Source organism: Cytobacillus horneckiae, assembly GCF_002835735.1.
In the GTDB taxonomy this organism is placed as follows: Bacteria; Bacillota; Bacilli; order Bacillales; family Cytobacillaceae; genus Cytobacillus; species Cytobacillus horneckiae.
This window is the reverse complement of sequence record NZ_PISD01000054.1, coordinates 49,908-71,276: the sequence shown is the minus strand read 5'-3', so window position 1 is coordinate 71,276 and position 21,369 is coordinate 49,908. Positions and strand designations below refer to the sequence as shown.

Here is a 21,369-nt window from a genome sequence, read left to right as displayed (position 1 = left end):
CGATAATTATCGACATTTTTTGTGTTTGGCTTTTGGTGTTTAAAATATAAAAATACCAATCACTGTAGAATGGATTGGTATTGGGTCAGTGCTGTTTTTTTATTTTGCTTTTCATGGAGTCGGCTAGCCAGAAGCCGATTGTTAAGGATAATGCGTCGACGATGATTAGTCCATAGGCGTTTGTGTAACCTTTATAGACGGATGCGGCAATTAAAGCAACGGTTAATATGAGCCCAATCAGTCGATTATATGTCACCCTTGTAAAAAATAACACAAGCAATCCTGGGACAAACAGAGCGAGCAAATATTTCAATCCCATATTTACACCTTCTCATTTACCTTTTCTATAGCATACTCCTTCTCAAATAAGAGTACAACTTTGCGCAGGTAAAGTTTCACTAGTTGGCTATCATACGAAGAACGATCAAAGAGTTTAGCAAACAAGTAAAGAAGCCCTTCTCACTTTTGTAGAAGGACCTCTTTCATCTATGCCTCGGCCGAGTCGGACTCTACTTCATTAGCCATTTTCCTTGCTCTAAAGAAGCTGACGGCATTTTGGACAATCGTTTTACTTACAGCATACGTTGGCACTGCCAGTAACATCCCAAGAACGCCGGCAAGATTACCTGCCACAAGCAATAAGATGATAATTGTCGCAGGGTGAGTATTTAATGTTTTTCCTAAAATGAGCGGAGAAATCAAATTTCCTTCCAGCTGCTGAGCTATAACAATAACCAACAAAGCCAATATTGCCATCGTTGGAGACTCAAATAACCCGACAATCACCGCTGGAGCTCCGCCTATAAAAGGACCCACATACGGAATAATATTTGTGACTGAGATAATTAATGCCATTACGATAGCATAAGGCAAATCGATAATTAGGAAGCCTATAAATGAAGCAGTCCCAACAAACAATGCCACTGTAATTTGACCTTGAATATAAGATGACAGCGTCTTGCCAGTCTCTCTTAACGTGTTGATCGCTTCTGCACGATAGACTTTAGGAATAAACTTCCCCAATGCCGGAGGGAACTTTTCTCCATCCTTCAACATGAAAAACAAAAGGAATGGAACAGTAATAATGGTAATCGTGATATTTGTCACAACACCGACGAAGCCGCTCAAGCCGTTTGTAATCCTTTGTGGCAATGTATTTGCATAATCTACTATGTAAGCCATTATTTCCTCTTGAGTGACATATTGCTGGGTCATGACCCACTTGAAGCCTTCGGATTTTGAAAAAGTATTAAAGAATTGCTCTGTCTTCTTCACATATTCAGGCAGATCATTCATTAAAGCGCCAACCTGTTTTGAAATGGTCGGAACAATATTGCCAATAATTAAAACCAACAAACCAATTACGATAGCAAAGAGAATAATAATTGCTAACACTTTTGGCACCTTCGCCCTTTCAATCAAATGGACAAACGGATTCAAGATGAAAAATAAAAAGCCAGAAATAATTATAGGAAAAAATAATGTTGAAAAAAAGATTCCTATTGGCTCAAATAAAAATGAAATCTTGGAAGCCACTAAAATAATCGTAAGGATAATTAAAAATTGCAAAGCCCAATATTGGAATTTCTTCTTTGACACAGTCTCACCTTTTTTCGAATATATTTACATGTATTATAACAATTTACACTAGGGGATGGACAGAACTCCGCATTTTTATTATAAAAAATTTTAAAACTTCATTATTATTGTACGTTATTCTATATTTTAAACCTTTCCTCCTGCTCTGTCGCTTCAAAAGTGTCGCTTCCTTCAAAAATAGGGAGAATGATTCAATGAATGTTCACAATTATGATAGTTATATGAAGCAAGCAATGCCGATAAAAAAAACTGCCGCATATATGATAACGGCAGTTTCTCCTCAAATTCTTATTGGTTTCCTTTTTTTACCCATTCAGCGACAGTAGCTGTACGTTTTGCCTGATGCTTCACAGCTGCTTCAACATCCTCAACGATTTTTCCGTCCTGACCTTGAGTTGCACTTGTGCCGTATGGGTTACCGCCTCCAGCAAAGATGCTTGGATCAGTAAATCCAGGTGCTGCGACAATCGCTCCCCAATGGTACATGGTTGTGTATAAGGAAAGAATGGTTGCTTCTTGACCGCCATGTGGATTTGAAGCAGTGCTCATTGCACTTACTACTTTATTCGCAAGCTTCCCTTGCGCCCATAATCCACCAGCAGTATCAATAAATGCCTGCACTTGGGAAGCGATGTTTCCGAATCTTGTAGGTACGCTGAAAACAATCGCATCTGCCCACTCTAAATCAGCTAAAGTCACTTCAGGAATGTCTTTAGTCGCATCTGCATTCGCTCTCCATGCTGGATTTGAGTCAACTGCTGCTTCTGGTGCTGTTTCAGGGAATTTCAAAAGTTTCACTTCCGCTCCAGCTTCCTTTGCGCCTTGTTCTGCCCATTGTGCCATTTGATAGTTCGTGCCGGTAGAGCTATAATAAATCACTGCTAATTTAACACTCATTCGAATAATCCTCCTAATTTGTCTAAAGATCACTACTATAGTTTTTCAATTCCACATAGATTTATCCGATAAACTTTATCTTAAAGTTTTTAATGCACCGCTCCAGTCAATTACTTGATCAAGCATTAATTTCATATTATCTTGGTGTAAGTCTTGTGGTTTGAATTCAGAGAAATTCTCGAAATCAGTGAACAAAGATAATGTCGGATGTGTACGAACATCTGCCACTTGCAATTCTCCTAAAATTCCGCGTAAATGTTCAGCGGCACGCGCACCACCTGTTGAACCGTAGCTTACAATTCCAGCAGCTTTATTAGCCCATTCATCACGTGCAAAATCGATTGCATTTTTCAATGCTCCACTAATGCTGTGATTATATTCTTGTACGATAAATACAAATCCATCCATGCTAGCCAATTTATCAGACCAGGCAGCAATACCAGGCTCTGTACCATCAGTTGTACCTAGGAATGGCAGGTTGAAGTCAGCGATATCAATGATTTCATAATTCGCATCTCCACGACTATCCGCGATGTCTTTTACCCATTTACCTACTTGTGGACTTACACGTCCTTGTCTAGTACTTCCTAATATAATTCCAATATTTAATTTTTCCATTTCATTTTCCTCCTCGATTTTGCTATTATTTTTTCCAAATAATTTATTTAAAATCCCCATCTTGCTGTTCTCCTTTTAGATGTTTTGTTTATACCATTTAGCTGCAGCATCAACCTCCTTGAATGACAGTTGGTGACCCATATTTTCCCAATGCAAATGCACTTCAGCACCCGCATTTCCCAAAATGGACTTTAATTCCTCTGATTCCTCAGCAGGACAGATTGGATCATTCGTACCTGCTCCTATAAATACATGGCTTCCAGATAAATCAGGCAATCCAATCCCTCTCCGCGGAACCATCGGATGATGCAAGACCGCTGCCTTCAAGGCATCGTCATAATGAAACATCATGCTCGCTGCTATATTCGCTCCGTTAGAATAGCCAATTGCCACGATATTCTTTCTGTCAAAACTATATTTCACTGCTGCTTCATCAAGAAATTCATATAATTCTTTCGTACGGAAAATTAAGTCCTCTTCGTCAAAGATTCCCTCTGCTAACCTTCTAAAAAATCTCGGCATCCCATTTTCAGAAACATTGCCGCGAACACTCAGAACAGAAGCATCTTCATCTATTTTTCCAGCCAGCGGAAGCAAATCAAGTTCATTTCCACCAGTACCATGTAGTAAAAGTAAAGTTGTTTTTGATGAATTCTTTCCTTTTTCGAAAATATGTTTCATTATTTATCCTCCAAAATTATTTTGGCCGTAAGATTTCAAAAACGTCACCAATTTTGGCATAATCATGACCGGCCAATCTGCTCACAGCGCTTAGCCCATTCGCATTAATTTTCCCGTTTTCATAAATGCTGTCCTCTATATGAAATTGCACAATTTGCCCAATCAGCAAGTCAGCATTTCCTTCAAGCTCTAGATGGCGGTACAATTTGCATTCCATCCGCACCTTCGCTTCTTTGACACCAGGGACAGCAACCTTTGTACTAGGTATAGCTGTTAAATTGGCAAGTTGCAATTCACTTTGATCAGGCGGCAAACTCGCTGCCGTTTCATTGATTTGGCGCACATTCTTCTCGTCGACAATATGGACAACAAACTCTTTCGATGATGTAATATTTCTTGCAGTATCTTTCATCTGACCATTTTTTCTCGCAATTGAAACTGAAATCATTGGCGGATTGGACGATACGATGTTAAAAAAGCTGAATGGTGCGCCGTTAATGATTCCCGGTTCCGATAGAGAAGTGACGAATGCAATCGGGCGAGGAATAATACTGCCAATCAAAAGCTTATAATTTTCTCTTTCAGAAAGCTCTGCAGGATCAATCGATAACAAATCGCTACACTCCTTACTTAAATTTCTCTTACCTCAATCGGAATTAATCTTCTCTCTAATTGTCCGCGATATTTCTCATATTGCTCCGGCAGTTTCAAATCTGTGCCCATAGTCTGCAGTGTTTCATCATGTGCAAATCCTGGAGGATCAGTGGCAATCTCAAATAACAGTTCACCGTATTCCCGGAAGTAAATCGCATTAAAGTAGTTGCGATCTTGAACAGGCGTTACGCCATAGCCATTGCCTTCAATATATTTTTTCCAATCAAGCTGGTCCTCATCATCCGCTGCTCTCCAAGCGATATGATGGACCGTTCCAACACCCATCCTGCCTTTGCCGCTTGAAGTAAGCTTCAAATCAACTATGTTTCCAATATCTGCACTAGATTGGTAGCGGGTATAGTTTCCATCATCCGCTATTTTTTCTAGACCCATTATTTCTAGCAGTTCTCCAGTTTTCGCCGGATTGCTTGAGTATAAAACAGCTCCCCCAAAACCCTTTATGGCTACTTCCGGTGTCACACCGCTGAATGTCCAATCGTTTTGTTTTCCTGCTTCTCTTTCAACTAGTTCCAAGTGAAGCCCATGCGGGTCGTCAAAACTTAAAACCTCTTCCCCAAAGCGAATATTCTTTTCAAAAGCAATGTTTCGTTTAGTCAAACGGTCTTCCCAATATGGCAAGGCTCCAATTGGCACAGCATACGAAGTAATTCCCACCTGTCCATCGCCTATGACACCTTGATAGGCATTAGCCCAAGGGAAAAAGGTAATAATCGTTCCCGGTTTTCCTCCTTCATCACCAAAATATAAATGATATGTGCCAGGATCATCGAAGTTAATCGTTTTCTTTACGAGACGTAGTCCAAGCACTCCAGCATAAAAATCTACATTTTCTTGTGGATGGCCTACTATTGCGGTTATATGATGAATGCCTGCAGTTTTTTTAGACATAATATAATACACCCCTCTTTTTATCTAATCTTCAAGTATCTCGAGTTTGAGATATTAGACAAGACTTATTTTACTTTCCCCTAATTTTTTTAATATATTTATCAATTCCCTTTGTTGTGCGAGTGAAACCCCTTGAAATAAATTTCCTATATACTCTTCATACCTAGGCAATAATATATTCATTAAGTTTAAGCCTTTTGAAGTCATTTTTACATGAACAACCCTGCGGTCTTCACGACAATCGCTTCTGATGAGCAGTCCTTTATCCTGAAGACGATCAATTACATAAGTCATCGAACCGCTCGTCAACAATACTTGATTGCAAATTTGCTGAACCGTTTGCTGTCCTTTTTCATTTAATACTTGCAAAACCGAAAATTCAGTAGGACTGAGTTTATAATGAGTTAGCCACTGCTTAAACTCGTCTTGAATCATTCTTGATGTTTTTGTAAAAGTGGCAAATGAATCGAGTGTGGTTTTATCTACCAATTTTCATCGCCTCTCTTTTGTTTGAATTAAGATATCTTGAATATGAGATAATATTATCTTTTAGTTTATGATTTGTCAACTAAGTTTCGGTAAATTTTTTTCTAGTTTATTGCGCCGTCCTTCCATCCATGTTGGTAACATAAGCTTTTCACCAAGATGCTCAATTTCTTCATCAATCGTGAATCCAGGTTCATCTGTGGCAATCTCGAATTGAATTCCCCCACCATCTTGAAAATAAAGCGCTTTAAAGTATTTTCTCTCTAGAATCTCTGTTGGAAAATATTCTTTAGCGGTGAGCAACTCTTGCCATTGCTGATGCTGTTGTTGATTTTTTGCTCTCCAGGCGATATGGTGAACCGTTCCAGCTCCTGCTAGTCCGCGGACTGTAGGTGAGAGTTTAATATCAATTATTTGCCCCAAGTTTCCGCTTGCTTTAAATCGAAGATATTTTCCTTCCTGACCGATGCATTCCATCCCAAGCATATTCTCAAGGACATCAGCTGTTTTATTAGGCTGCGCAGAAAATAAAGTTGCACCAGCAAACCCTTGAATCTCTCGGCTGTTGTTGTGTAGCAATCCCTTTCGCTCAGTAATTTCGAGGATAAGCCCATCTGGGTCTGTAAACTGGATAGATTTTTCGTTAAATCGATGACTTTCTATAAACTGAATGTTAAACTGGGCCAGTCTATTTTTCCAAAATGACAGTGAACCTGGAGCAACTGCAAAGCTAGAAACACCGACCTGCGAAGTGCCAATTCTCCCTTTTGGAAGGCTGGGCCATGGAAAAAAAGTGATAATAGTTCCGGGATCTCCAGTATCATTGCCGAAATAAAAATGGTAAACTTCCGGGCGATCAAAGTTGATTGTTTTTTTAATCAAACGCAAATTGAGAACGGTTGTATAGAAGTCTATATTTCTTTGTGGATCATTGACGATGGCGGTAATATGGTGAATACCAGCTGTTTGCAGCATTTTCATACCCCTTTCATTATTTACCTTCAATTAAAGTATCTTGAATATGAGATAATTATATTTCATATTTTATAAAGGTGTCAATCCCTTTTTGTATTTTTTGGATTAAGTGGGCAAGTTATGTTTGAGGTGATTAGATTGATAGATGACAAAGAGATGTTGGATTATATAAGCGAAACAGCCGATATGGGGCGCGACAGCCTTCATCAAGTCATCGAAAAAACAGATGATGACCAATTTATATCGATGCTGAAAGCACAAATGGCTGAGTATGAAAGTATTTTTCATGAAGCCGAAGATTTGGTGGAAGAAGGTCAAGCCAAGGAAGCACCTTCATTTGCAAAATTAAATTCGCAAATTACTAGCACGGTCAAAACCATGACTTCCAAAGACCCAACATCAAAAATAGCCGAAATGGTTATCCAAGGAACAACAATGGGCATTACTCAAATCATTAAACATCAACATAACTATACCGGTACTAATCAACAAATCAAAGCACTATCCGAAAAACTCATTCACACCCAACAAGCCAACATCGAAAACATGAAACAATTCCTATAACACGTTCCACTTCACAGGAATCCATTTAAAACTATACAACGCAGAATCTGGTTCTGTATATTTTGTTTGATTTTGATGCACTTTGTTGATTATGTAGGATTTGTAGAAATATGTAGAAATTTGCCGGTGACAGGTACCCAAATAAACTAAATATAAAATGGAGAAGCTGACGTTATTTGATGTCAGCTTCCTTTGTTGGCGAGTTATTTTTTTCTTTGTTTTGGCCATTTATTTCGTGGGGCATAGCGCACTAGTGTTTCAGTTAGTATTGCCCATTGTTGAGCACTTAAGGATTTTACTGTTTTTTCAGGTTCACATTTTATGGCCTGCCTGGCCTTTTTAGCCTGTGGTGCCGTGAAGATGGATTTTAAAATTTGTTCAATCGGCGCATTTGGATATTTTAAACCGAAGCTTAAAAGAAGATGCAGAGCATTTTTGTTTCTATATGGAACAAGCGGACTCTTTTTTCTTCTGATAGATAGCAATGCTGAATCAACTTTGGGAGGAGGTGAAAAACACTCCCTGGATATGCTCCTTTCAACCTTTAAGTCGAACCACATTCTCCACGCCATCACATAGGAATCTCTTACTATACTCGCAGTAAATCGTTTTGATGCTCCTTTTTCCATAACGATAAATGCTCTTTCAAGTTTGTTATTTGGGTTGTTCAAAAGCATTTTCATGATATTTGTTGTAATTGCATACGGAATATTAGAGACGACAATGAATGGTTCTTTTGGCAAAGAGATCCTTAAAATATCATTATGAATAATTTTGATGTTGTTTGCAGGAATTTGCTCTAACTTATCTACAAACTTCTCATCGTACTCAACAGCTAAAACCTTTCGAGCTTTCTCACTTAAAATAGTCGTTAATGCTCCTTCTCCTGCCCCCAACTCTAAAACAAGGTCTTGCTTTGAGACCTGTGATTTATTTACAATTTCATTTATTAGTCGCTTATTGTGCATTAAATGCTGGCCGCTAAAATTAGGAGGCTCGCTGCGACTCATTTTTTTTCCAAGATATTTGTCCACCTTTTTTGCCATTTCATTTCAATCCTTTCTAAAGTGCTCATTCTTAAAAGGACTGCAATCACAAAAAGCCACAGACTGGCATCTGTGGTTCAGAGTAAACAGAGTGTATTAGAATAGAACAGTGTCACTCCTAAAAAGAGAGACACCAAATAACCTGTTGTTTCCTTTAAAAAAATTGGTGTCATAAAAAAAGAAAGACAGACTGCTCTGCCTTTCTTCACTTAAGAATATACATTCATCCGATGAAGGTTATTAAAAATGGACAGACTACTTCCGTTTACTCTGTTATGAAAACAGAGCCTTTGAACATATTCAGTTACCTGTTCAAAGAAACGTGACGTAATCTAATAAATATGATCATTTTTAATAGCCCTCCAATCTCGTTATAAGGTATATTATACAGAAAATTCACTCATACTTCAACCATACTTTTCCAATCATAAAAGGCCTTTCAATTTTTGCTTGAAAGGCGCTTCATAATAACATTTATTTTTCACGTGGCTTATCGTCGCGTTTGACCGGTTATGCCTCGTGATATCTAACTAAAGATTCGTTATTTCTCTTTATGTCTGACAAAACCACTACACTGCTCGATTCCCTTTTTTTACTTCATCCTTAATAAAAAGAATGCCTAACTCGTGATGATCTGTCGTATATAAAGCCCTTTGGACAAACCTTAGTTCATTGTTGATGTCCAGCACCTCAAGCTTGCAATGGGCCGCATTTTTTTGCAGCGCTTGATAGAAGCCATTTTCATCATTGACAATAGAGCCGTTCACTTTTAAAACTACTTCACCAATTTTCAGTTCCATCTTATCTGCCGGAGAGTTGGGCACAATGCCAATAATCATCAAACCTTCATTACGTTTAGCAAAATAGAAGGAGGAATTCGTTTCTGTCACACGCTGACGATAATTTAGGAATTCCCTGCCTAGAATAGCTAGCACAGCAATAGCTAATGTAGCAATAGGGTAAATATACGCTGCACTTGAAAGCAATAACAGTATCGCACCGAATACAATCACTTTATTACCATATGCTTCTATTGCCTTTTGCGGTAAGGAGCTTTGAATTTGCTGCTGGTAGCCAATCGCAAATGGAGCAACTATAAGTGAATATGTATTGCTACCAATGGAAAATACCGGCCACCAATCAGACGTAAGGGATAGCGCTTCTCCAGGAATAAGGAGGAATAAAGGCAATAACCAGATCCTTTTCACCTCATGCATGCCTACCTGCTGACCACGCCTGCTATTCATTAATCGTGGCGATGTTCCTTTTTTCCCATTTCTTGATATGAGAATTCCTTCTGCAATCACTAGTAAAGAAATAAGGAGCGCAGCTGCCGGAAAAATGCTTTCTATACCAAATGTATCTGATGTAAAAAAGTCAGGCATTGGCCACTCTTGCCTATTTGCTATGAAAGTGAGCAACACACCTATACTTAGCGTATAAGCTGGGGCAAGCCACCTTACCTTTGGAGTCAGTATAAAAAGGATTGTTGCTCCAGCGGTGAAGACAATCAGCTCTAATGGTACTGCGAGACCAGCCGTGACTGTAATGATAGACAAAAACAATCCAATAGTTAAAGATAAAGGAAAAATTTGTTTTAATTCAAAATAGGCATTCTCCGCTCGCACCGAAAAATGCTGACGTTCACGTTTTACCCGCTGAACACCATAAAATGCTGCTGCAATAAAAACTAAATAAAAAACCGGGTTCAAAAAAAGCTTTCCTATACCCATTATCAACTCAAAAAGCCAAGCCTCAGCCAAACCATCCACCAACCTCTATCAACTAAATTACCTCACCCTCAACAAAACTACTAATCTAACTATATTCTACCAAATCTCACCCTAAAAACATAGGGTGCCTGTCACCTCCAAGGTTCGACATTTTATGTCGAACCTTGGAGGTGACAGGCACCACAATGGCATTGATATAATTATTTTGCGATGATGCGAAGGGCGGTTTGGAGTTGGAGGTCGTTTTTGGGATTTTTGATTTGGGTAAGGACCTCTTGCTCCATAGCAGATGCTGTTTTCGAGTCAATCTGGCCAGTAGCTGGCAAGTCAGCTTGTTTTTGGAATGCTTTTACTGCAGTAGCTGTTGAAGCGGAATAATAGCCATCGTTCCTTCCGGGTCCGTACCCAAGCGCTTCCAGCATATCTTGCGCATTCTTTATTTGTTCATTATTCATATCCGTCTGCAATACATCTTCAACCTGCAACGGATGTGTATGGAACAGCTTTGGCTGTTTTACTTCAAATGTTGGAGCAATTCCCTTTTTATGAATCCAATTTCCATCTGGTGTAAGCCATTTATAAAGTGTAAGCTTAATATTACTTCCATCTCCCATTGGCACCGGCTGCTGTACCGTTCCTTTTCCAAACGTATTAATTCCAATTAATGGATAATTTCCAGCTTCTTTCAATGCCCCCGCCAAGATTTCTGAAGCAGATGCACTTCCATCATCTATCAAAACCCCAATCGGGTATTCCTTCGCCTCTTCTAAATTTGAAAAATTCATCATTTTTTCACCGTTGCGCTGTTCAATTTGCACATATGGCTTCTCTTTTGTAACAAGCTCTTCCAAAATTTCATCGACCGCTGTTAACAGTCCTCCAGGGTTATTACGGACATCAATAATAAGACCCTCAATCCCCTCTTCCTCCAATGCTTTCAGTTCTATCTTAAACTCCTTTGCTGTCTCCTGTGAAAAGGAAGTGATTTCAAGATAACCTAGCTTTTTGTCATTATGAATCATCACATCTGAATTTACAGTTAAGTGAGGAATCTCATCTCTTACAACTTCAACAGTTAATGGCTCGCGCAAACCATCTCGTTTGATTTCCAACTTAACCGTTGTTCCTTTTTTTCCCCTTATCTTTAATGTTGCTGCATATAAATCAAGTCCCTCAATGCTCTTTCCATCTATTTTTAAAATTTGGTCCTTAGGTTTTAAACCGGCCTTCTCCGCAGGCGAATCTTTAAACGGGGACACAATCACTACTTTACCGTCAACCATGCTCACCTCTGCACCAATTCCTTCAAATGAGGATTCTAGTGTTTCATTAAATTGCTTAGCCGTTTCTTTATCCATATATACCGAGTATGGATCATCTAAAGTAGACAGCATCCCTTGAATTGCTCCTTCAGTCAGCTTGTCCTCATCCACTTGCTCAACATAATTTTTATAAATAAGACGAAAGGCTGTACTAATTTTTTCAAATTCTTCTGCTTCTAATTCTGACATATCTCCCTTTATCTCTTGCATTTGCTCATCATTCATAGAATGCATTTTCATACTCCATTGCATCCCAGCGTATGAACACCCTGCTCCTATAAGCAGAGATATAGCCATTAATATTGAAATCCACTTTTTATTCATTCTCATCCGCCCTTTCCACGCATATGCGGTACTTCTCCAAAAAATATATGAACAAAAAGGACAAGTTATGATTGGAAATAAGAAGTGGCCGGACAAAGATACAGCATTTAGGATTTAGAGTGTTGAGGAAGTGAAAATAAGTAAATGTAGTTGGATTTGGAGAGGAGTTCGCTCGCCCCGCGGAAATAAAGTGGTAAGCCTCGGAGAATCCCAAACCTTTCATTTCTATTTTAAAATGAGTTTCTCTCAGCCAGCGCCTTTATGATTAAAGGCTTATATTTTGGGTAAAAGAAAAAAGAGGAAGCACTCGCCTCCCCTTCTTTTATAGTGGTACGATTCCAACTGGATTGATCGCATTCGATTTTGCATTATTCCATCCGCCTCTATGAAGCTCAAAATGCAAATGCTGACCTTGAGAATCACCTGTATTCCCCATTAAACCAATTTGCTGACCTTTAGAAACTGTTTGGCCATTGCTTACTTGTCTTGACCCGTTGCGCATATGAGCATAAACAGTTGTATACGTTTGACCATTAATAGAGTGAGCAATAAAAACTACTTCTCCATAGCTGCTTGAATAGTAGGAATTGATGACAACCCCATCAGCTGCTGCAAAAATAGGAACTGTTCCACTTGCTGCAATATCAACACCTGCATGGAAGGAACCCCAACGCTGACCCAATCCAGACGTTAAAATACCGGCTGCTGCTGGTTTTGTCCAATGTCCGCTGGAAACTGGTGGTGCACTAACTTGTTGTCCACCGCCGCTATTTCCCTTGTTGCTGCTTCCACCACTATTAGAACTACCTGAATTGCTGTTATTGTTTGTCGCTGCTTTTGCAGCCTCTTGCTTTTTAGCCTCTTCTTGTCTAGCAATTTCTGCTTGTCTTGCTTCTTCAGCTTTTCGTGCAATTTCAGCCTGCCTATCTTTCTCATTTTTAATAGCCTGCTGAATCGCTTTATCTTGCGCTGCTAAAATTTCTTTTTCTTCTTCCATACTTACTTTTTCAGCATGTTTATGATCTTCTTCTTTTTTAAGAATCGATTTTAAATTATCCTGTTGTTTCTTCTGATCGCTTAATTTAGATTTCATTTGCTCAAGCTCATTACGCATCTTTTCAAGGGAAGCAAGCTCTTCTTTTACTTTCGCCTGTGTTTCTTCCAGCTTATCCTTATCTGCCTGATGCTCTTTCAATATTACTTGGTCTGCTTCCACAATTGTGGCAACAGCTCCAACACGCCCAATAAAATCACTGAAGCTTTGTGCACCAAGCAATACGTCCATATAGCTGACAACGCCGCCAGACTCCTGCATAGAACGCGCTCTGTCCTTAAGGAGCTCATTGCGCTTTTCAATTCGGTCAATAAGGATTTCTATTTCCTTTTTTAATCTTTCAATCTCTTCATTTTTTGCCTTTATTTCATTATTTTTTTCTGTAATTTTTGTTTCAGCATCTTTAATTTCCGTATCTAGACGCTTAATTTCTGATTCAACCGTTTTTTGTTCATCTTGTAATCTTTGAATCTCTGAATCAGCCTTATTTAATTTAGAATCAATACCAGATTGTTCTTTCTTTAAATTTTCACTTTGATTATTCAAATCATCTAATTTATCAGCCATTACATTTGTTGGTAATGTAGCAGCGATTGCACCGACACCCATCATTGCAGCTAAAGACATGCTTGCTATCTTTTTCTTCAAGTTATGATATCTCCTCTCCTATGAATATCCCGTGGCTATATGTATTATTAATTGGTGCGGCCATGCTGGATTTACAAGGCCGCACACAGAATTTTATATTTTCAAGAATTTCCTTACTGACATCATGCTGCCCCATACACCAATCAAAGCGCCCATAAATATTAATAACGCACCGACCTGGTATATAAATGGTGTAAATTCGATTAGCTGAATAAAATGGCCTTGAAGTTTTGGCTCTAAAAATTCATAGCTGTAATAGTAAGCGACACTCACCACTCCCACAGGAATGATTGATCCCAATATACCAAGCCATAAACCTTCCAGGAAGAATGGCCATCTAATAAAGGAATTAGTTGCACCTACTAATCTCATAATCTCAATCTCTTTTCTTCTTGAAACAATTGTTATTTTAATTGTGTTTGAGATTAAGAACATCGCTGTAAATAATAAACCAACGATAAGGACAATTCCAATGTTTCTGCTTAAACTAATCCCAGAAAACAGCTTTTCAACTGACCCTTGTCCATACTTCACTTTTGCAGCATAATCCATTTTTTCAATTTGCTTAGCTACACCCATCGTGTCGTTTGGATTGGTCGTTTTTACAACAAACACATCGTTCAAAGGATTGTCTTGTTCAAATAATTTAAAAGCTTCTCCTTCATCACCAAGACTATCAATTAAGTTCGTCAACTCATCTTCTTTATCCGAATAATCAATTGATTCCACCTGAGCAATATTATCAATTTTCCCACGCAACTCTTCTTGATTTTCCTCTGTTGCGGCTACATCTATGTGGACGCGAATTTCAACATCTTCTTCTATGTTCGTAGCCACTTGATTCAAGTTCATCATAATAGCAAAGAACACACCGACTAATATAAGCGTCATGGTTACCGCACTGGCCGATGCGAATGTCATCCATCCGTTTCTGCCCAGACTTTTAAAACTCTCTCTAAAATGCCTGCTTAATGTTCTAGATTTCATATCCGTAATCACCTCTTTGCTCATCACGGACGATTCTGCCGCCTTCAATAGCAATAACACGATGCTTAATCGTATTGACGATTTCCTTATTATGCGTTGCCATTAAGACCGTCGTTCCTCTAGTATTAATCTCATCAAAAATGTTCATGATCTCCCATGATGTATCAGGGTCCAAGTTTCCCGTAGGCTCGTCCGCAATCACAAGCTTTGGCTGATTTACAATCGATCTGGCAATCGATACACGCTGCTGCTCACCGCCGGAGAGCTCATCAGGGAACATGCGCACCTTATGCTTCAATCCAACAAGATCAAGCGTGTCCATAACCTTTTGCTTAATGTTTTTCTGCGGTTCTTCAATAACTTCAAGCGCAAAAGCCACATTCTCGTAAACATTCAGCTTTGGTAAAAGCTTGAAGTCCTGGAATACAACACCTATATTACGGCGTATATGCGGGACTTTGTTATTTTTCATAGAGCCCATATCTATTCCATTTAATGTGATTGTTCCACTTGTCGGTTTTTCTTCACGATACATCATTTTTATAAAAGTTGATTTCCCAGCTCCACTGGGGCCAACAATATATACAAATTCACCTTGCTTAATTTTTACATCTATACCGTTCGCGGCTGTCACACCATTGCGATATTTTTTGTAGACGTTTTTCATCTCAATCATGTATATCACCTAGCTATCTAGAGTGGATTTTTTTAGAAAATTGCACACGCCATCCCTTCAAAACCTTAAAAAGGTTATTTCCCTTTTAAAATGGAAAATGAAGTAAAATAATTGGATAAACGGGGACAATATACGGTGTAAAAAAATAAAATAGATGTCTCGACAAAAACTGACATCTATATGTATTAAAACCAATGACTTGAGGGATAAAATACTTCTTTTCGTTTACTTCACTAATTATAACATCATATTTTGTCAAAATAACGAATAAAATTATTACAGTTTCTTTTCAAGTAGATGTTTTTATGGGACTTTTTACTCACAAAGGAAAATGTCTTTCAGAATATGTTGCCTATATTGGGTAATTTACCCTCCATTAGTCGGAATTTTAATAATAGTGGTAACATCACCCATATACTATTAAATAAACACAGAAAAGAGTAATTGTTTTGTGAATTCAGAAATAGTCAGCGAAATAAAAACGTCCTGATTAAAAATCAGAACGTCCTCAGTAAAGCCTTCTTTAGCTTATTTTTTTGCAGCTAACCATTCTGCTACAGTTGTTGCTTCATCATCATTTAGTAATCCGCTTGGCATCGCGCCCTTACCATTAACAATGATATCATGGATTTCATCTTCAGAGTATTTAGCACCTACTTTTTGTAAGTTAGGGCCTGCTCCACCAGATAGATCAGCTGCATGGCAACTCATACAACTTTTTTCATAAAGTGCTTCTGCATCTCCTGCATCAGCAGTAGTTTCTCCACCGTTATCCGTTCCAGTGTCTTCACCTGCATCATCATTTCCTCCGCCACATGCTGCCAATGAAAATACGAGTGCAGTTCCAAATAGTAGCGCTAACAACTTCTTCTTCATTAGTTTTGCCCCCTTAAGGAAAATGTTACATAATACAGTTATATTATACCAATGTCAGGCCCGATTGAAACCCTCGCCGAGTACCTCGGAGGCGTCTGTAACAATGATGAAAGCTGATGAGTCAATTGTTTTCACCAGTTGTTTCAATTTTGTGAACTCCGTTTGATCGACAACGCACATTAATACAGGACGCTCATCATCGGTATAACCACCGTATGCTGATAGTTTTGTCACACCTCTATCAATTTTATTCAAAATTCCTTCACGAACTTCATTTTGATGATTCGTAATAATAAGAGCCATCTTTTTGCGACCAAGGCCAATCTGCACAATATCAATCGTTTTGCTTGTTACATACAAACCGATAAGCGCATATAAACCGCGTTCAATGTCAAATACAAATGCCGCTGCCAAAACAATTAATCCATCAATTAGGGCTACGCATGTCCCAAGTGAGAGCCCTATGTATTTATTTAAAATTTGTGCGGCCAAATCCGTTCCGCCAGTTGATGCTTTTCCACGAAAGACAATGCCAAGACCAAGGCCTACACCAATACAGCCAAACAATGAAGCGAGTAGAGGATCCGTTGTCCACGGGTCCATATCCTTTGTTAAAAAGACGACAAAAGGGAGAAAGATTGTACCTACTAATGTCTTAACACCGAATTGTCTCCCAAGTAAAATCACACCCGCTATAAATAGCGGAATATTCAGGGCCCACTGCACATACGCCGGTTCCCAGCCAGCCACATCTTTCATAATCGTACTAATACCACTTACACCGCCAGAAGCCACATTATTCGGCAGCAAAAATAAATTAAACGAGACAGCCACCAATGCAGATCCAACCAACACATAAACATACTCCATTACCCTCGAAATCCCCATCTCCTCAACAGCCCTTCTTCTCTTCTTCCTATCCATATCCCAACCTACCCCTTTGTTATGTCGAATCTTGTTGAATCTTCTGGGTGACAGGTACCTTAATTTACGTGGCATTTTGTCGAATTTTGTGGGTGACAGGCACCATAGGTCAATGTCACCATTTCATCTTTTCCGAGAGTGAGTATAGCATGAGGCCAAGCGTGTGTAAATGGCATTAGGCTGCTGTGTTAAAGGGTTAAACGAGAAAAGTTCATTGGGCTTTAGGATGCCCTTTTTGAGGAAAATGTATGTAGTTTTTTATGGGTAAGCAAGTAAGAGTATTTTGAATACATGTCGAAAATTGTCGGAAAATGAAGGTGACAGGCACCAAAAAAACCCCTAAGTCACCAATAGATGTCCTAAGGGTTTTATCTTAAATTACAGCATAAGCCTGGCTATAGTTATACGATTATAATCGTCTTATTTTCAGTTTTCGCCCAATGTTAGTTTTGAGCGAAGGTAGGCATTAATGAAGCTGTCGAGGTCTCCGTCCATGACACCTTGAACATTGCCAGATTCTGTATTTGTGCGATGATCCTTAACCATTGAATAAGGATGGAAAACATATGAACGGATTTGGCTGCCCCAGCCAATCTCCTTTTGTTCACCGCGAATTTCCGCCAGCTCTTGTTCCTGCTCTTCAATCTTCTTCTGATAAAGCTTCGCTTTTAACATTTTCATTGCTTGCTCACGGTTTTTTATTTGCGAACGTTCAGATTGGCATGTCACAACTACGTTTGTTGGCAAATGCGTAATACGGACAGCTGAATCTGTTGTATTAATATGCTGTCCGCCCGCACCACTAGCACGATACGTATCAATTTTCAAATCCTCTGTTCGAATATCGATTTCAATCTCATCATTGAACTCAGGCATGACTTCACAGGAAACAAATGAAGTATGACGGCGACCTGAAGAATCAAACGGTGAAATCCGCACCAATCGATGAACACCCTTTTCCGCTTTCAAATAGCCATATGCATTATGTCCTTTAATTGAAAGTGTCACGCTCTTAATCCCTGCTTCATCACCAGGAAGATAATCAAGTGTTTCCACTTTATAGCCTTTTTTCTCTGCCCAGCGCGTGTACATACGCAAAAGCATGGAACCCCAGTCTTGCGACTCTGTTCCACCAGCACCTGGATGGAGCTCTAAAATCGCATTATTTTTATCATATTCTTCGCTTAATAGAAGCTGGAGCTCAAACTGATTTAGACGCTTAGAAAGCTCAGTCAGTTCATTCTCAAGATCCTCCTGCAACTCGGCATCGCTTTCTTCCTTCACAAGCTCATAAGTCAACTCAAGGTTTTCAAATGATTCATTCAAATCATGGAACTCATTAACTTGATCCTTTAGTGCATTCGATTCATTAATAATCACCTGTGCACCTTGTTGATCATCCCAGAATCCTGGCTGAAGCATCTCATCTTCCAGTTCCGCAATGCGTGCCTCTTTGTTTTCTAAGTCAAAGAGACCCCCTAAAGTCCGCTAAAATCTTAGCTGTTTTCTCTAACTCGTTACGAATCTCTGCTAATTCCATTTCTGTCACCTCTAAATATATTTTAAAAACTAAAAACTGCCAATAAAACAGCAGCTTGACAATTTACTTATTGCAAGAATTCAACCTTTATATTATATATCTTCTCTGCTAAAATCGAAACTTTTTTTAAATGGTACCTGTCACCTACAAATTTCGACAAATTGCAAAGAAGAGCCGGCAAAGCAATAGATATTGGCTTTGCCGGCTTGGTTTTGTTTGGATAGGAAAGGTAGGTTGCAGCCGCTATTTATGAACCACAGCAGTTTTTGTATTTTTTACCGCTGCCGCAAATGCATGGATCATTGCGACCGACATCCATTTGTTTTGTAACAGGTTTCTTCTTCGCTTTGCCGCCTTCTTCTTTCGGATTGACCGCTTGGCCTTTTGCTACTTCCTGTCGCTCAAGGTTGTTGCGAATTTCAGCCTTCATGACATATTTCGCTACATCTTCTTCAATCGCAGCAATCATGTTTTCAAACATGATAAAGCCTTCTTGCTGGTATTCGCGAAGCGGATCAATTTGTCCGTATGCACGCAGGTGAATACCTTGGCGCAGCTGATCCATTGCATCAATATGGTCAATCCACTTAGAATCAACCGCTCTAAGCATAATAACCTTCTCAAACTCACGCATTTGATCTGGTTGCATATTTTCTTCTTTCTCATTATAGTGCTCAATGATTTTTGCAAAAATAACCTCAACCACTTCATCCGCTTCTAGGCGGCGAACGTCGTCTACCGTTAAATCTCCTTCTCGCAGGAGGTTGCCGTTCACATAATCAATTAAGCCTGTGTAGTTCCATTCTTCTTCGCCGTCTTCAAACTGCGAAGTAAAAGCTTGCACATTGCGTGTAAGTGCAGTGCGAATCATTTTCTCAACGATTTCTCTTAGGTTTTCAGACTCAAGCACTTCATTTCTTTGCGTGTAAAGAATTTCACGCTGCTGACGCAGTACATCATCATAAGAAAGAAGCTGCTTACGAGCATCAAAGTTATTGCCCTCCACGCGTTTTTGCGCAGATTCAACTGCCTTTGATACCATTTTACTTTGAATCGGCTGAGAGTCATCCATCCCTAGCTTAGCCATCATATTTTTCATATTATCAGATCCGAAACGGCGCATTAGCTCATCTTCCATTGATAAATAGAATTGTGTTACACCCGGATCTCCTTGACGGCCAGAACGACCACGAAGCTGGTTATCAATACGTCTGCTCTCATGACGCTCTGTGCCAAGAACAGCAAGTCCGCCTAATTCCTTTACACCTTCACCCAATTTAATATCCGTACCACGACCGGCCATGTTGGTTGCGATCGTTACTGTGCCTTTTTTACCTGCATCTAAAATGATTTCCGCTTCACGGCCATGGTTTTTGGCATTCAATACGTTATGCGGAATGCCTTTCTTCGTTAAATATTTTGAGATTATTTCCGAAGTTTCAATAGCAACCGTACCAACAAGCACTGGCTGTCCTTTATGATGACGCTCGGCAATATCCTCAACAACTGCACGGAACTTGCCATCTGTTGTGGAATAAATCAAGTCGGCCCGGTCATCACGCGTTACTGGACGGTTCGTCGGTATGGCAATAACATTCATATTATAAATATTGCGGAATTCCTCTTCCTCAGTCTTTGCAGTACCAGTCATCCCAGACAACTTTTCATACATGCGGAAATAGTTTTGAAACGTAATGGATGCAAGCGTCATGCTTTCGTTTTGAATTTCCAAGCCTTCCTTCGCTTCAATTGCTTGATGAAGCCCGTCGCTATATCGGCGGCCCTTCATAAGACGGCCCGTAAATTGGTCGACAATGACGATTTCTCCTTCTTGCACAACATAATCAACATCAAGATGCATGCTTGTATGCGCTTTTAACGCCTGAGTAATGTGATGGTTTAGAGAAACTTGAGAAACATCGAACAGATTATCAATGCCAAAAGCTTTCTCAGCCTTTGTCATCCCTTCTTCCGTCAACTGCACGCCCTTCGTCTTTTCATCATAAGTGTAGTCTTCTTCCAGCTTTAAGCGGCTGACAAAAGCATTTGCTTGCAAATATAGTTTTGTCGATTTTTGAGCTGACCCGGAAATAATTAAAGGAGTACGCGCTTCATCAACTAAGATTGAATCTACCTCATCGATGACAGCAAAGTTTAATGGCCGCTGCACCTTTTGCTCTTTATATAGCACCATATTATCACGCAAGTAATCAAAGCCAAGTTCATTATTCGTACTATAAGTAATATCAGCTGCATAGGCTGCTTGTTTTTCCTCTTTAGACATTCCGTTTAAGTTCAAACCTACAGTAAGTCCTAAGAAATCATACAACTGCCCCATCTCAGTAGCATCACGTGTCACCAAATATTCATTGACTGTGACCACATGAACGCCTTTGCCTGACAGTGCGTTTAAATAAACTGGCATTGTGGAAGTTAAAGTTTTACCTTCCCCTGTTTTCATCTCTGCAATATTTCCATCATGAAGAGCTGCGCCCCCCATTAATTGCACCGGATATGGATACAAGCCAAGCACACGCTTTGCTGCTTCACGTACGACAGCAAACGCTTCAACGAGCATATCCTCAAGCGTCTCTCCTTTTTGGTAACGAGCCTTAAACTCCTCTGTCTTACTGCGAATTTCTTCATCAGATAAGCTCTCCATACTTGAAGCAAATGCCTCAATTTGCTCAGCAGTTTTTGTAAGGCGTTTTAGTTCGCGTTTATTTAAATCAAAAACTTTATTTAAAATCCCAAGCATTTAAAACGCTCCTTTATATTGGACATATATATTTAGATAAAAATTACATATTAAAAATTTTATATACGCTATTAATATTACCACTTCCGCTAGGGGGA

At 39.3% G+C, this 21,369-nt stretch carries 20 protein-coding genes; 1 reads left to right on the top strand and 19 read right to left on the bottom strand.

Features of this window, described 5'->3' with window-relative positions; genetic code table 11:
* Window positions 1–85: 85 nt before the first annotated feature.
* The 9 genes from CWS20_RS21765 to CWS20_RS21725 all read right to left on the bottom strand — a co-directional run bounded on the left by CWS20_RS21765 (window position 86) and on the right by CWS20_RS21725 (window position 6,819).
* On the bottom strand, window positions 86–319 hold the full coding sequence (locus tag CWS20_RS21765; RefSeq protein ID WP_066189909.1) for a CsbA family protein: 234 nt from the start codon (window positions 317–319) through the stop codon (window positions 86–88).
* Between the two features lie 167 nt (window positions 320–486).
* Window positions 487–1,599: an AI-2E family transporter gene (locus tag CWS20_RS21760; RefSeq protein WP_066189906.1), complete on the bottom strand. Its 1,113-nt coding sequence runs from the start codon at window positions 1,597–1,599 to the stop codon at window positions 487–489.
* A gap of 288 nt (window positions 1,600–1,887) precedes the next feature.
* A complete protein-coding gene (gene wrbA / locus CWS20_RS21755; protein WP_066189903.1) occupies window positions 1,888–2,496 on the bottom strand; it encodes an NAD(P)H:quinone oxidoreductase in 609 nt (202 codons plus the stop codon).
* A 75-nt stretch (window positions 2,497–2,571) separates the two neighbouring features.
* Window positions 2,572–3,174, bottom strand: a complete 603-nt coding sequence (locus CWS20_RS21750; protein WP_066189900.1) for an NADPH-dependent FMN reductase — start codon at window positions 3,172–3,174, stop codon at window positions 2,572–2,574.
* Window positions 3,175–3,189: 15 nt separating this feature from the next.
* Window positions 3,190–3,795, bottom strand: coding sequence for an alpha/beta hydrolase (locus tag CWS20_RS21745; RefSeq protein ID WP_066189897.1), 606 nt, complete (start codon window positions 3,793–3,795; stop codon window positions 3,190–3,192).
* Window positions 3,796–3,811: 16 nt separating this feature from the next.
* Window positions 3,812–4,408 (bottom strand): flavin reductase family protein, encoded by a 597-nt coding sequence (locus CWS20_RS21740; RefSeq protein WP_066189895.1) that lies wholly within the window; start codon window positions 4,406–4,408, stop codon window positions 3,812–3,814.
* Window positions 4,409–4,425: 17 nt separating this feature from the next.
* On the bottom strand, window positions 4,426–5,358 hold the full coding sequence (locus CWS20_RS21735; protein WP_066189893.1) for a ring-cleaving dioxygenase: 933 nt from the start codon (window positions 5,356–5,358) through the stop codon (window positions 4,426–4,428).
* A gap of 54 nt (window positions 5,359–5,412) precedes the next feature.
* The gene (locus CWS20_RS21730; RefSeq protein ID WP_083957142.1) at window positions 5,413–5,847 is read right to left on the bottom strand and encodes a MarR family winged helix-turn-helix transcriptional regulator; all 435 of its coding nucleotides are present in this window, start codon (window positions 5,845–5,847) and stop codon (window positions 5,413–5,415) included.
* A 75-nt stretch (window positions 5,848–5,922) separates the two neighbouring features.
* The gene (locus CWS20_RS21725; protein WP_066189890.1) at window positions 5,923–6,819 is read right to left on the bottom strand and encodes a ring-cleaving dioxygenase; all 897 of its coding nucleotides are present in this window, start codon (window positions 6,817–6,819) and stop codon (window positions 5,923–5,925) included.
* Window positions 6,820–6,939: 120 nt separating this feature from the next.
* Here CWS20_RS21725 and CWS20_RS21720 point away from each other — a divergent pair, with 120 nt between their 5' ends.
* Window positions 6,940–7,383: a hypothetical protein gene (locus tag CWS20_RS21720; protein WP_083957141.1), complete on the top strand. Its 444-nt coding sequence runs from the start codon at window positions 6,940–6,942 to the stop codon at window positions 7,381–7,383.
* A 203-nt stretch (window positions 7,384–7,586) separates the two neighbouring features.
* Here CWS20_RS21720 and erm read toward each other — a convergent pair whose 3' ends face one another.
* The 10 genes from erm to secA all read right to left on the bottom strand — a co-directional run bounded on the left by erm (window position 7,587) and on the right by secA (window position 21,271).
* Entirely contained in the window at window positions 7,587–8,429 is an 843-nt protein-coding gene (gene erm, locus CWS20_RS21715; protein ID WP_066189887.1) for a 23S ribosomal RNA methyltransferase Erm, read from the bottom strand.
* Window positions 8,430–8,998: 569 nt separating this feature from the next.
* The gene (locus CWS20_RS21710; protein WP_326134765.1) at window positions 8,999–10,141 is read right to left on the bottom strand and encodes a PDZ domain-containing protein; all 1,143 of its coding nucleotides are present in this window, start codon (window positions 10,139–10,141) and stop codon (window positions 8,999–9,001) included.
* A gap of 221 nt (window positions 10,142–10,362) precedes the next feature.
* Window positions 10,363–11,808, bottom strand: coding sequence for a S41 family peptidase (locus CWS20_RS21705; protein ID WP_066189880.1), 1,446 nt, complete (start codon window positions 11,806–11,808; stop codon window positions 10,363–10,365).
* Between the two features lie 322 nt (window positions 11,809–12,130).
* The gene (locus CWS20_RS21700; RefSeq protein WP_066189877.1) at window positions 12,131–13,510 is read right to left on the bottom strand and encodes a murein hydrolase activator EnvC family protein; all 1,380 of its coding nucleotides are present in this window, start codon (window positions 13,508–13,510) and stop codon (window positions 12,131–12,133) included.
* Window positions 13,511–13,603: 93 nt separating this feature from the next.
* Entirely contained in the window at window positions 13,604–14,497 is an 894-nt protein-coding gene (ftsX, locus tag CWS20_RS21695; RefSeq protein ID WP_066189876.1) for a permease-like cell division protein FtsX, read from the bottom strand.
* Entirely contained in the window at window positions 14,487–15,173 is a 687-nt protein-coding gene (gene ftsE, locus CWS20_RS21690) for a cell division ATP-binding protein FtsE (protein ID WP_066189873.1), read from the bottom strand. The genes ftsX and ftsE overlap by 11 nt, the downstream gene beginning before the upstream one ends.
* Window positions 15,174–15,701: 528 nt before the next feature.
* Window positions 15,702–16,049, bottom strand: a complete 348-nt coding sequence (gene cccB, locus CWS20_RS21685; RefSeq protein ID WP_066189870.1) for a cytochrome c551 — start codon at window positions 16,047–16,049, stop codon at window positions 15,702–15,704.
* A 54-nt stretch (window positions 16,050–16,103) separates the two neighbouring features.
* Complete coding sequence (locus tag CWS20_RS21680; protein WP_083957140.1) at window positions 16,104–16,973, bottom strand: YitT family protein; 870 nt, start codon at window positions 16,971–16,973, stop codon at window positions 16,104–16,106.
* A gap of 426 nt (window positions 16,974–17,399) precedes the next feature.
* Window positions 17,400–18,513, bottom strand: a protein-coding gene (prfB, locus tag CWS20_RS21675; protein ID WP_101226384.1) for a peptide chain release factor 2 whose coding sequence is annotated in 2 segments (ribosomal slippage) — window positions 17,400–18,440 and window positions 18,442–18,513 — 1,113 coding nt in all. Because the reading frame shifts where the segments join, the coding sequence is not laid out codon by codon here.
* A gap of 247 nt (window positions 18,514–18,760) precedes the next feature.
* Window positions 18,761–21,271 (bottom strand): preprotein translocase subunit SecA, encoded by a 2,511-nt coding sequence (gene secA / locus CWS20_RS21670; RefSeq protein ID WP_066189865.1) that lies wholly within the window; start codon window positions 21,269–21,271, stop codon window positions 18,761–18,763.
* Between the last annotated feature and the right edge of the window lie 98 nt (window positions 21,272–21,369).